Origin of the sequence: Hydrogenophaga sp., assembly GCF_030158645.1 — a bacterium.
Lineage (GTDB): Bacteria > Pseudomonadota > Gammaproteobacteria > Burkholderiales > Burkholderiaceae_C > Hydrogenophaga.
In genome coordinates this window covers 1-11,964 of the sequence record NZ_JAOASO010000058.1, presented here as the reverse complement: position 1 = coordinate 11,964, position 11,964 = coordinate 1, and the positions used below count along the sequence as shown (strand labels likewise).

At 66.5% G+C, this 11,964-nt stretch carries 13 protein-coding genes; 10 read left to right on the top strand and 3 right to left on the bottom strand.

From position 1 onward, the window contains the following. The 5 genes from Q1W68_RS06070 to Q1W68_RS06050 all read left to right on the top strand — a co-directional run. Positions 1–953: CTP synthase (locus Q1W68_RS06070; protein ID WP_300715881.1), on the top strand; the 953-nt coding region annotated here is incomplete at its 5' end. Positions 954–965: 12 nt separating this feature from the next. Beyond that, entirely contained in the window at positions 966–1,823 is an 858-nt protein-coding gene (gene kdsA / locus Q1W68_RS06065) for a 3-deoxy-8-phosphooctulonate synthase (RefSeq protein ID WP_300648081.1), read from the top strand. Between the two features lie 44 nt (positions 1,824–1,867). After that, complete coding sequence (eno, locus tag Q1W68_RS06060) at positions 1,868–3,151, top strand: phosphopyruvate hydratase (RefSeq protein ID WP_300715880.1); 1,284 nt, start codon at positions 1,868–1,870, stop codon at positions 3,149–3,151. A 110-nt stretch (positions 3,152–3,261) separates the two neighbouring features. Continuing rightward, positions 3,262–3,546: a cell division protein FtsB gene (ftsB, locus tag Q1W68_RS06055; protein ID WP_300715879.1), complete on the top strand. Its 285-nt coding sequence runs from the start codon at positions 3,262–3,264 to the stop codon at positions 3,544–3,546. A 4-nt stretch (positions 3,547–3,550) separates the two neighbouring features. After that, complete coding sequence (locus Q1W68_RS06050; RefSeq protein WP_300715878.1) at positions 3,551–4,210, top strand: ATP-binding protein; 660 nt, start codon at positions 3,551–3,553, stop codon at positions 4,208–4,210. A gap of 105 nt (positions 4,211–4,315) precedes the next feature. On the opposite strand, the gene Q1W68_RS06045 is transcribed toward Q1W68_RS06050, so the two are convergent. Together Q1W68_RS06045 and Q1W68_RS06040 are read right to left on the bottom strand one after the other, a co-directional pair. Next, complete coding sequence (locus Q1W68_RS06045; protein WP_300715876.1) at positions 4,316–5,293, bottom strand: Hsp33 family molecular chaperone HslO; 978 nt, start codon at positions 5,291–5,293, stop codon at positions 4,316–4,318. Positions 5,294–5,342: 49 nt separating this feature from the next. Beyond that, positions 5,343–5,867 carry a gamma carbonic anhydrase family protein gene (locus tag Q1W68_RS06040; protein WP_300648071.1) on the bottom strand — a complete coding sequence of 175 codons (525 nt, stop codon included), beginning with the start codon at positions 5,865–5,867 and terminating at the stop codon, positions 5,343–5,345. A gap of 50 nt (positions 5,868–5,917) precedes the next feature. Between Q1W68_RS06040 and Q1W68_RS06035 the strand changes: the two genes are divergently transcribed. Then, positions 5,918–6,763 (top strand): ferritin-like domain-containing protein, encoded by an 846-nt coding sequence (locus tag Q1W68_RS06035; protein ID WP_300648069.1) that lies wholly within the window; start codon positions 5,918–5,920, stop codon positions 6,761–6,763. 16 nt (positions 6,764–6,779) lie between these two features. Then, on the top strand, positions 6,780–8,174 hold the full coding sequence (gene dbpA / locus Q1W68_RS06030; RefSeq protein WP_300715875.1) for an ATP-dependent RNA helicase DbpA: 1,395 nt from the start codon (positions 6,780–6,782) through the stop codon (positions 8,172–8,174). Positions 8,175–8,204: 30 nt separating this feature from the next. On the opposite strand, the gene Q1W68_RS06025 is transcribed toward dbpA, so the two are convergent. After that, a complete protein-coding gene (locus tag Q1W68_RS06025; RefSeq protein ID WP_300715874.1) occupies positions 8,205–10,436 on the bottom strand; it encodes an ATP-binding protein in 2,232 nt (743 codons plus the stop codon). 88 nt (positions 10,437–10,524) lie between these two features. On the opposite strand from Q1W68_RS06025, the gene Q1W68_RS06020 reads away from it, so the two are divergent. From Q1W68_RS06020 to msrB, 3 genes are all read left to right on the top strand, one after another. Beyond that, positions 10,525–10,785 carry a DUF3297 family protein gene (locus Q1W68_RS06020; RefSeq protein ID WP_300715872.1) on the top strand — a complete coding sequence of 87 codons (261 nt, stop codon included), beginning with the start codon at positions 10,525–10,527 and terminating at the stop codon, positions 10,783–10,785. Positions 10,786–10,834: 49 nt separating this feature from the next. Continuing rightward, entirely contained in the window at positions 10,835–11,404 is a 570-nt protein-coding gene (locus Q1W68_RS06015) for a DUF1439 domain-containing protein (protein ID WP_300715871.1), read from the top strand. A 68-nt stretch (positions 11,405–11,472) separates the two neighbouring features. After that, on the top strand, positions 11,473–11,964 hold a 492-nt coding region (gene msrB / locus Q1W68_RS06010), incomplete at its 3' end, for a peptide-methionine (R)-S-oxide reductase MsrB (RefSeq protein WP_300715870.1).

Sequence of the window (11,964 nt, the reverse complement as noted above, 5' to 3'; positions counted from 1 at the left end):
TCTCCATGTGGGACGTGGACACCATCTACAAGGTGCCGCGCATCCTGCACGAGCAAGGCCTGGACGGCCTGATCTGCGACAAGCTGCGCCTGAACACGCCACCGGCCAGCCTCAAGCGCTGGGACGATCTGGTCTACGAGGTCGAACACCCCAAAGCCACGGTGCACATCGCCATGGTCGGCAAATACGTCGACCTGTCGGACAGCTACAAGTCGCTCAACGAAGCGCTGCGCCACGCCGGCATGAAAAACCACGCCAAGGTGCAGATCGACTACATCGATTCGGAAACCATCAGCCCGGCCAACGTGGCCAAGGTGCTGGGCCATTTTGACGCCATCCTCGTGCCCGGCGGCTTCGGCAAGCGCGGCATCGAAGGCAAGATCTGCGCGGCCCGCTACGCCCGGGAGCACAAGGTGCCGTACCTGGGCATCTGCCTGGGCATGCAGGTCGCCACCATCGAATACGCGCGCCACGTGGCCGGCCTCAAAGACGCCAACAGCACCGAATTCGAGGCCGACACGCCGCACCCCGTCATTGCGCTCATCACCGAGTGGAAAGACAAGGACGGCAGCATCCAGCACCGCGACGCCAACTCCGACCTGGGCGGCACCATGCGCCTGGGCGCACAAAGCTCCGACGTGGCGCCCGGCACGCTGGCCCACCAGATCTACGGCCCGGTGGTCACCGAGCGCCACCGCCACCGCTACGAAGCCAACGTGAACTACCTCGACCAGCTGCGCAAGGCGGGGCTGGTGATCTCGGCGCTCACGCAGCGCGAGCAGCTCACCGAAATGGTGGAGTTGCCCCAGAGCGTGCACCCCTGGTACGTGGGCGTGCAGTTCCACCCCGAGTTCAAGTCCACGCCATGGGCCGGGCACCCGCTGTTCAACGCCTACGTGAAGGCCGCGCTGGCCCAGCAGGCAAAGACCACCCCCGTTGCAGCCACCGCCTGATCGAGACCCACCATGAAACTCTGCGGCTTCGACATCGGACTGAACCAGCCCTTCTTTTTGATCGCCGGCCCCTGCGTGATCGAGTCCGAGCAGTTGCAGATGGACGTGGCAGGTCAGCTCCAGGACATCACCGGCGGCCTGGGCATCCCCTTCATCTTCAAGAGCAGCTTCGACAAGGCCAACCGCAGCAGCGGCACCACCTACCGCGGCCCCGGCCGTGAGAAGGGTCTGGAGATCCTCGCCAAGATCAAGCGCGAACTGGGCGTGCCGGTGCTCACCGACGTGCACAGCGAAGACGACATCGCCGAGGCGGCCAAGGTCTGCGACGTGCTGCAGACACCGGCCTTCCTGTGCCGCCAGACCGATTTCATCCGCGCCGTGGCGCAGAGCGGCAAGCCGGTGAACATCAAGAAGGGCCAGTTCCTCGCGCCGCACGACATGAAGAACGTGATCGACAAGGCGCGCGCGGCGGCGAAAGAAGCGGGCCTGAATGAAGACAACTTCATGGCTTGCGAGCGCGGCGCGAGCTTCGGCTACAACAACCTCGTGAGCGACATGCGTTCGCTGGCCATCATGCGGGAGACCGGCGCACCGGTCGTGTTCGACGCCACCCACAGCGTGCAGTTGCCCGGCGGACAAGGCACCAGCAGCGGTGGCCAGCGCGAGATGGTGCCGGTGCTGGCACGCGCGGCCGTGGCCGTGGGTGTGGCCGGCCTCTTCATGGAAACCCACCCCGACCCCGCCAAGGCCATGAGCGACGGCCCCAACGCCGTGCCGCTCAAGCACATGAAGGCGCTGCTCGAAACGCTGCTGGCGCTGGACGCCGTGACGAAGAAGAACGGTTTTCTCGAAGACCATTTCAACGCCTGAACCCCATTCACTTTTTTGTTTTTTGACCCAGAGGTAATGACCCCATGAGCGCAATCGTTGACATCGTTGGCCGCGAGATCCTGGACAGCCGCGGCAATCCCACCGTCGAATGCGACGTGTTGCTGGAAAGCGGCGTGATGGGCCGCGCGGCCGTGCCTTCGGGCGCGTCCACCGGCTCGCGCGAAGCCATCGAGCTGCGCGACGGCGACAAGAGCCGTTACCTCGGCAAGGGCGTGCTCAAGGCCGTCGAGCACATCAACACCGAGATCAGCGAAGCCGTGCTGGGCCTCGACGCCTCCGAGCAGGCCTTCCTGGACAAGACCCTGATCGACCTCGACGGCACCGACAACAAGGGCCGCCTGGGCGCCAACGCGATGCTGGCCGTGTCCATGGCCGTGGCGCGCGCCGCGGCCGAAGAAGCCGGCCTGCCGCTCTACCGCTACTTCGGCGGCATGAGCGCGGTGCAGATGCCCGTGCCCATGATGAACGTGGTCAACGGTGGCGCGCACGCCAACAACAACCTGGACCTGCAGGAACTGATGATCATCCCCGTGGGCGCGCCGAGCTTTCGCGAAGCCGTGCGCTGGGGCGCCGAGGTGTTCCACGCACTCAAGAAAATCATCCACGACAAGGGCATGAGCATTGCCGTGGGCGACGAAGGCGGTTTTGCCCCCAACGTGGCCAACCACGAAGCCGCGATCCAGATGATCCTGGAAGCCATCAGCAACGCCGGCTACACCGCCGGTGAGCAGATTGCCCTGGGCCTGGACTGCGCCGCCAGCGAGTTCTACAAGGACGGCAAATACCACCTGGAAGCCGAAGGTCTGGTGCTGAGCGCCGAGGACTGGACCAACATCCTCGCGACCTGGGTCGACAAGTACCCCATCATCAGCATCGAAGACGGCATGGCCGAAGGCGACTGGGACGGCTGGAAGGTGCTGACCGAGCGCCTGGGCGCCAAGGTGCAGCTGGTGGGCGACGACCTCTTCGTGACCAACACCAAGATCCTCAAAGAAGGCATCGACAAGCGCATCGGCAACTCGATCCTGATCAAGATCAACCAGATCGGCACGCTGACCGAAACCTTCGCCGCGATCGAGATGGCCAAGCGCGCCGGCTACACCGCCGTGATCTCGCACCGCTCGGGCGAGACCGAGGACAGCACCATCGCCGACATCGCCGTGGGCACCAACGCCGGCCAGATCAAGACCGGCTCGCTCTCGCGCTCGGACCGCATGGCCAAGTACAACCAGCTGCTGCGCATCGAGGAAGACCTGGGCGAAGTGGCGGTCTACCCGGGTCGCGCTGCCTTTTACAACCTGCGCTGAACATGGCCCCCACGCTCCGCCGCTTCGCGGGTCGCTGCCCCCCAAGGGGGCTGGCCTTGCTTGGGGCGGCCCTGCGCTGCGGCCGGTCGCTTCGGTAACAATCCCAGTCCATGGCCAACCGCTTCATCCCTGCCCTGCTGATCGCGCTGCTGCTCGTGCTGCATGCGCAGCTGTGGTTCGGAAGGGGCAGCGTGCCCAAGGTGGCGAGCATGAAGCAGCAACTCGCCACGCAGGAGCTGGCCAACCGCGATGCCCAGCAGCGCAACGACCAGTTGGCGAGCGAGGTGCGCGACCTGCAGGAAGGCCTGGACATGGTCGAGGAACTCGCCCGCGCGGAACTGGGCATGGTCAAGCCCAACGAAATCTTCGTGCAGATCGCGCAAAACAAGCGCTGACAGGATGGCGGCCATCACGGTGGCGCTGCTTGGCGGCGAGTCCAGCGGCAAGACCACCCTGGGCCTGGCCCTCTCCCATCAACTCAATGCCTTGGGCGTGAGCGCCACGCTCGTGCCGGAGCACCTGCGCGCCTGGTGCGAACGCAAAGGCCGTGCGCCGCTGGCACACGAGCAGGCGGCCATTGCCGCCGAGCAAGCTGGAGAGATCAACGCCGCAGCGCAAAGCGGCGTGCAGGTGGTGGTGGCCGACACCACCGCGCTGGTGGTGGCGGCGTACAGCGAGTGCGTGTTCAACGACCGCTCGCTGTTGCCTGCCTCACTGAATGCGCAGCGGCCGTTGCATCTCACCCTGCTCATGGGCCTGGACCTGCCTTGGCAGGCCGACGGATTCTTTCGCGAAGGCCCCGGCATGCGGGCCGACATCGACGCTGTGCTGCGGCGCGAACTGCAAGCGGCCGGCGTTCCGTTCCAGACCGTCTATGGCGCCGCAGAGGCGCGATTGCAGCACGCGCTGAGAGCCGTGGGTGTGCTGCTGGGTCGTCCGCTGGTGGCGGTCGATCCGTTGCTGGAAGCCGGTACCGGCCGCTGGACCTGCGAAAACTGCAGCGACCCCGACTGCGAACGGCGCCTCTTCAGCGGGCTGGTGAATTCCCGTTCACGCTAGAAGCCTCCGTTCGGGCTGAGCCTGTCGAAGCCCTTGCACAGGTGTTGGCGAGCCCTTCGACAAGCTCAGGGCGAACGGCGAGACGGTCGGCGCTGCAGGGGGCGGTCAGTGCTTCTGGTCGCTGCCAGGCAGCTGGATCTCCGGCTGCAGGAAAACCTGCGCCGCATCCACCGGATCGAACCGGTACTGCGCGCCGCAAAACTCGCAACCCACTTCCACCTGACCCTGCTCGCTCAGGATCGATTCGATCTCGTCGCGGCCCAGGCTGCGCAGCATGTTGCTCACACGCTCGCGCGAACAGGTGCAGGCGAACCGAGGGCCGTTCTCGCCCGCCAGGGGCTCGAAGCGGCGCACGTCTTCTTCCCAGAACAGACGGCGCAGGATCGTGTCGGCATCCAGCGTGAGCAACTCCTCGCGCTGGAGGCTGGCCGCCAGAATGGCGATGCGGTTGTAGTCCTCGTTCAGGCCGATCTGGTCTTCGTCGCGGGCACCCGACTGGCCCGCCAGGTTGCCACTGCCCTGCATCGGCAGGCGCTGGATCAACAGGCCGGCGGCCACGTGTTCGTTGGCCGCGAGCACCAGGCGCGTGTCGAGCTGCTCGCTTTGCAGCATGTAGTGCTCGATCACCTCGCTGAGTTTTTCCAGCTTCTCGCGCTGGTCGCCATACAGCGGCACCACGCCCTGGTACGGTGCCTGACCGGGCAAGCGGTCCTTGGGGTCGAGCGTGATGGCGCAGCGGCCCTGGTTGGTCACGTTGACCATGTGCGAGAGCGGCGCATCTTGCGCCACCTCACCGATCACGGTCGCGGTGGCGCGCAGGCTCAGGTCCGGCTGGACCTCGGCCACGGCCAGTTTCACCGGCCCGTCGCCCATGATCTGCATGATGAGCGCGCCGTTGAACTTGATGTTGGCCTGCATCAGCGTGGCGGCGGCCGTCATCTCGCCCAGGAGCTCGGTCACGGCCGTGGGGTAACCGCCACCGTCCTTGTGGCGTTGCAGGATTTCCTGCCAGGCGTCGGTCAGGCGCACGAGCATGCCGCGCACCGGCAGGCCTTCAAAGACGAATTTGTGGAGTTCGGACAAGCGGGGCTTTCAGGGATCGTTCGTAAAACGCAATCGTGGCAGATCGGGTTCAGCCAACCTTTTTCAAGGTCTTGCGAAAACGCTCGGCGTTGTCGGTGTAGTGCTTCGCGCTCATGCGCAGGCCGTCGATCTGCTCGGGTGTGAGGGTTTTGGTCACGCGCGCGGGGCTGCCCAGGATCATGCTGCCCTCGGGAAACTCCTTGCCCTCGGTCACCAGCGCTCCCGCGCCCACCAGGCAGTGTTTGCCGATCTTCGCACCGTTGAGCACCACCGCGCCGATGCCGATGAGCGAGCCGTCGCCGATGGTGCAGCCGTGCAGCATCACCTGGTGACCCACCGTCACGTTCTCACCGATGGTCAGTGGCTGGCCCACGTCGGCGTGCAACACGCTGCCGTCCTGGATGTTGCTGCCGCGCCCGACCGTGATGGTCTCGGTGTCGCCGCGCACCGTCACACCGAACCACACGCTGCTGTCCTCCCCCAGCACCACGTTGCCGATGACCTGGGCGTTGTCGGCCACCCAGGCCGATGAGGCCACGCGTGGGGCCATGCCGTCGAGTTCGTAGAGGGCCATGAAGGTTGTCTCCTGTGAGGGGTTTGGGGATGCTTTCTAGAATTGTAGGGATGCAAGCCACCGCCGACCTGTCACGCCCGCCCTCCGTTTCACTGCGCGCGGAGGCCTTGCGCGCGCTGTGCGCCAGCGAACCGGCCTGCAAGGTGACCATCACCCAGACCCTGTTTGAAGCGATGCAGGCGGGCCGCACCCGGCTGGACACGGCCGAGCGCCTGACACCCGACCCCGCCACGCCCCTGCCCGGGCGACCGATGCGGCCGGCATTGATTGCACCCGTCGACGTGCCTCAGCGATCCCCCTTCACCCCAGACGGCTTGTCGATGCTGCTGCACGCGGTGGCGCACATCGAATTCAACGCGATCAACTTGGCCCTGGACGCCGTCTGGCGTTTCCCCGACATGCCGGCCGACTATTACACCGACTGGCTCAAGGTGGCGCACGAGGAAGCCATCCATTTCGGCCTGCTGCGTGCGCACCTGCAAAGCCTGGGCCACGATTACGGCGACTTCGCGGCGCACAACAGCCTGTGGGAAATGTGCATCCGCACCCAGCACGACGCGACCGCGCGCATGGCGCTGGTGCCCCGCACCATGGAAGCCCGCGGCCTCGACGCCACGCCACCCATGCAGGCGCGCCTGCGCAAGGTGGGCACACCGGCGGCCTTGCGGGCGGTGGAAATCCTCGACGTGATCCTGCACGACGAGATCGGCCACGTGGCCGTGGGCAACCGCTGGTACGGCTGGCTGTGCGCGCAACAAAGCATCGAGCCACTGTCGCACTACCGCCGCCTGGCGCGTGAACATTCGGCACCGCGGCTGAAGCCGCCGTTCAACGAACCCGCGCGACGGGCGGCGGGGTTCAGCGACGCCGAGCTGGCCGCGATGCACCAGGCCTGAGCCCCGATAATCGGGGATGACTTCCGCACCCCCGACCGCTTTCAGCACCCTCCCCCTCTCCCCCGCCACGCTGGCCAACCTGGAACAGCTCGGCCACCTGGAGATGACCCCCATCCAGGCGGCAGCACTGCCGCCGGCTTTGCTGGGCAAGGACATCATTGCCCAGGCCAAGACCGGCAGCGGCAAGACCGCCGCCTTCGCCCTCACCCTGCTGGCCAACCTCAACGCCCGCCGCTTCGCGGTGCAAACCCTGGTGCTGTGCCCCACGCGCGAGCTGGCCGACCAGGTGACCACCGAGATCCGGCGTCTCGCGCGCGCCGAGGACAACATCAAGGTCGTCACGCTGTGTGGCGGTGTGCCGTTGCGCGGCCAGCTGGCCACGCTGGAGCACGGCGCGCACATCGTGGTGGGCACACCCGGTCGCATCATGGACCACCTGGAGCGCGGCAGCCTGCCGCTGGACGCGCTCAACACCCTGGTGCTGGACGAAGCCGACCGCATGCTCGACATGGGCTTCTTCGACGACATCGTGACCGTGGCGAAGCAATGCCCCAAGACGCGCCAGACCCTGCTGTTCTCCGCCACCTACCCCGAAGGCATTGCCAAGCTGAGCGCGCAGTTCATGCGCGAGCCGGTCACCGTGAAGGTGGAGGCGCAGCACGCGGGCGCACAGATCGAGCAGCGCTGGTACGAAGTGAAGGACACCGAGCGCCTGGACGCGGTGAGCCAACTGCTCGCGCACTTTCGCCCGGCCAGCACGCTGGCGTTCTGCAACACCAAGGCACAGTGCCGCGATCTGGTGGCCGTGCTGCAGGCGCAGGGCATCAGCGCGCTGGCGCTGTTTGGTGAGCTGGAGCAGCGCGAGCGCGACCAGGTGCTGGTGCGCTTTGCCAACCGCAGCTGCTCGGTGCTGGTGGCCACCGATGTGGCCGCGCGCGGCCTGGACATCACCAGCCTGGCCGCCGTGATCAACGTGGACGTGACGCCGGACGCTGAGGTGCACATCCACCGCATCGGCCGCACCGGCCGCGCGGGCGAAAGCGGCCTGGCACTCAACCTGGTCAGCATGGACGAGATGGGCAGCGTAGGCAAGATCGAGCAGCTGCAGGGGCGCGAATCGAAGTGGCATCCCCTGAGCGAACTCGTGCCCACCGGCAAAGGCCCGCTGGTGCCGCCCATGGTCACGCTGCACATCCAGGGCGGGCGCAAGGAAAAGATCCGCCCCGGCGACGTGCTGGGCGCGCTCACCGCCGACCTGGGCTACACCCGCGAGCAGGTGGGCAAGATCAACGTGAACGAGTGGTCCACCTACGTGGCGGTGGACCGCAACATCGCGCAGCAGGTGGCCAGCCGCTTGAACGACGGGCGCATCAAGGGCAAGAGCGTGAAGGTGCGGGTGCTGGAGGACTGACGCAAGGCTTCGCGGGGAAGCGTCTGGCGCTCAAGCCCCGGCGGGCGGGCGGGCGGCCTGGCTCACGACCTGGTTGAGCAGTGCATCGAGATCGCTGGCTTCCACCGGCTTGCTCAGCACGGCTGCAAACAACACCTTCAACTGCTCGCTGTCGGCCATGTCCAGATCGCCGCTCAACAACACGACCGGCGGCGGTTGGTCCATCGAGCGGATGCGCTGCCCCAGGCCCACGCCGTCGAGCCGGGGCATCGACAGGTCGGTGAGCACCACGTCCCAACGCTGGCCCGACTGCACCAGGTAGCTCCACGCCTCTTCACCGTCGCGCGCACGCGTCACGCTCCAGCCCCTTCGCTCCAGCAAGGCGCTCCACGACTGGCGGACCAGCTGGTCGTCATCGACAAACAGCAGTTCGCGCCGGTGTGGGCCCGCCGTTGAAGGCGGCGCCGGCGCACGCTCCGTCGCATCGTCTTCGAAGGCCGGCAGGTACAGACAGAAACGGGTGCCCTCGCCCAGCACGCTGGTCAGACCGATGTGCCCGCCGTGGTGGGCGGTGATGCCCTGGGCCACCGAGAGGCCGAGTCCGGTACCGCGCCCCACACTCTTGGTGGTGAAAAAGGGCTCGAAGACACGATCGGCCACTTCTGGTGGCATGCCGGGTCCAAAGTCACGCACCTCGATCGAGAGAAAGCGCCCGGAAGCCAACCTGGCCATGTCGGCAGGCAAATCCCTGCAGTCAGCGACCGGCAGCACGAGGTCGTCGATGGTGATCTCGATGCGCCCCTTGCCCTGCAGGGCGTCGGCAGCGTTGATCAACAAATTCACCAGCACCTGCTGGAGTTGCGTGGGGTCGCCCTCGACAAGGTCCTGGTCCACGCGATGGATGGCGACGATCTCGCACTCGCGGGTGAGGCCCGCGCTGACCAGGCGGCGGGTGTCTTCAACCAGGGTTCGCAAGTGCATGCGCTGCAGCTTGGGCGCGGTCTTGCGGCCAAAAGCGAGCAACTGGCGGATCAGGCCGTCGGCGTACTTCGTGGCCTTCAGCGCCTGCCCCAGCGACTCGTGGCCGGGGTGCTTTTCTTCCAGGTCTTCCATGGTGAGTCGCACCCACCCGGTCACGGCCGCCAGCGAGTTGTTGATGTCGTGCGCAATGCCGCCGGCCAGCCGACCGAGGGCTTCGGATTTCTGGCTTTGCATCAGTTGCGCCTGGATGTTCTCCTGGCGCTCGAACGACTGCCGTTGCTGCGTTGCGTCCGATTGCACCCGCAGCAGCAGCTGGTTGACACCGCGCGCCAGGGAGCTGATCTCGTCATTGCCCTGCACCTGCACCGGTGGGGCTGCCGTGGGACCCAGCTGCGTGATGACGTCGATGTCGCTGCAAAGGCGCTGGAGCCGCTTGAGCAAAAAGCGGTCCAGGATCAGCACCAGCAGCACGCTGGCCATCACCGAGGTCAGGGCGACCACCATCATGCCTTGCCAGTTCAAGGCCTCACCTTGCTCCCGAAGCCGCCGGTCCAGCCCCAGGATCAGCTCGGCGACCTGGCGGCCGTCGCGGTCCTGCAGCACCACGTGCAGATCGTCGAGCTGGGTGTTGACCCGCTCCACATGAAACGGATCGCCTTCGTGCGCAGGTGCGTCGAACGACAGGCGCGCCGGCATCATCAACACGTCGGCCAGGCGGTCCAACTCGGCCTGGTCAAAGCGGCGCACCATGAGCATCACGCCCTGCGCGGCCCCGTCCCGCAGGTCGGGCTGGCGGATGGCTGCAGCGATCACGATCTCCAGCATCCCCTCCTCCACCCGCAGCGTCTGCAGCACCGCCTTGGGATCCGTCTCGGCCAGAACCCGCGTGGCGAGTTCCCGCAAGGGCGCGATGCGCTCGTCGCTCAGCCTGGAGAGGGTGTTTTCGTACTCACGTTTGACCGTGGCGAGCACGCGACCCTGACCGTCCGTCACCAACACACCTGTGATGCCCAGGGACCCCATGTTGTCGGTCCCGAAGTTGTCCACCAGGAAATCCGGCCGCTGTCCCAGGACGAACTCCACCGCATCCTCCCAGTAAGCGTAATCCTGGGTGGTGGCACTCAAACCTTGCACCTGCTGGTTGAGCACCCGCTTGGCGCGTTCGCCTTCTCGCTGCGCGTGCTCCGTCTCCAGCCGGGAGAATGAGTCCTGAACAATGTAGCGAGCGCCCACCAAGGCACCGCCTGCACACACGGCAACGGCCAGGAGGACCAAGGCCCAGGCCTTGTGTTGTAGTTTCATGGTCTGTGAGTATCGGCATTTTGGCGAGCCACTGCAGCGGTGCGAGGCCGCTGGACGGGCAATCCGTGATCTGGTCGACAATCTCGCCATGACCGATCAAACGCCAACCCCCAACAACCGCCCCACCCTGCCCGACCGGCTTTCCATCGACGCCCGCAGCCCGCACCATGTGGCCGCCGTGTTCGAGCACGACATCGGCATCCGCTTCAACGACAAGGAGCGTTTCGACGTGTCCGAGTACTGCATCAGCGAGGGCTGGGTGAAGGTGCCTTCGGGCAAGACGCTGGACCGCAAGGGCCAGCCATTGCTGATCCAGCTCAAGGGCCGGGTCGAGGTGTTCTACAAATAGAGACCCATTGCGCTGAACGCGCGGCGTGCGCCGGAGTCTCACCCCGCCTATGCGCCGTCGACTCTTCCTCACTGCAGCCTCCTCCACAGCGCTCGGCCAGCGGGCATGGGCCCAGCCACCTGACACCCCCGACACCCCCCCGGGCCACCGGGTGTCTGTGGATGTGCTGCAGCGCTCGGTGGCCGAGCGTTTTCCCCTGCGCTACCCGGTGCAGGGCCTGCTGAACCTGGACGTGCAGACACCCGCGCTGAGCCTGCTGCCCGCGCAGAACCGGCTGCGCGCGGCCATGGTGGTGGACGCCGCCGGCCCGGCACTCAACCGCAGCCACCAGGGCAGTTTCGACGTGGACTTCGCACTGCGCTATGAAGCGAGCGACCGCACGCTGCGCGCGCACCAGTTGCGCATCGACCGCCTGCGGTTTCCCTCGCTGCAGCCTGGCGTGGTGGCCTTGCTCAACACCTACGCCCCCGCGCTGGCCGAACAATCGCTGCGCGAGGTGGTGCTGCACCGCCTGCAGCCGCAAGACCTGCGCATGGCCGATGCGCTGGGCATGCAGCCCGGCCCGATCACGGTGACCGACACCGGCCTGGTGATCGGCTTCGTGCTCAAGCCTCTCTGAAGCCCGGCCATTGCGCCGAGTACCCGTGGGACCGTGTAAGGAATGCGGGCTGTGTTCGACTCACGTCCATGAACCATCCGTCCACCTTCACCCGCCGCCAGACCATGAAACTGCTCGCATTGCTGGGCCTGGGCTCCCAGGCTGCTGCCCCCGTGGCCACCGCCGTGGCCGCCACCGACCCCTGGAAGCTGAGTGAGGCCGAGTGGAAAAAGCGCCTGACGCCCGCCCAGTTCGACGTGTTGCGCGAAGAAGGCACCGAGCGCCCGGGCAGCAGCCCGCTCAACGCCGAAAAGCGCAAAGGCCGCTACCACTGCGCGGGCTGCGACCTGCCGCTGTTCTCGTCCGACACCAAGTACGAGAGCGGCACCGGCTGGCCGAGCTTTCACACGCCGCTGGCCGGGGCGCTGGGCACCAAGACCGACTACAAGGCGCTCTTCCCGCGCACCGAATACCACTGCGTGCGCTGCGATGGCCACCAGGGCCATGTGTTCAACGACGGCCCCAGGCCCAGCGGCAAGCGCTATTGCAACAACGGCGTGGCGCTCACCTTCAAGGCGGCG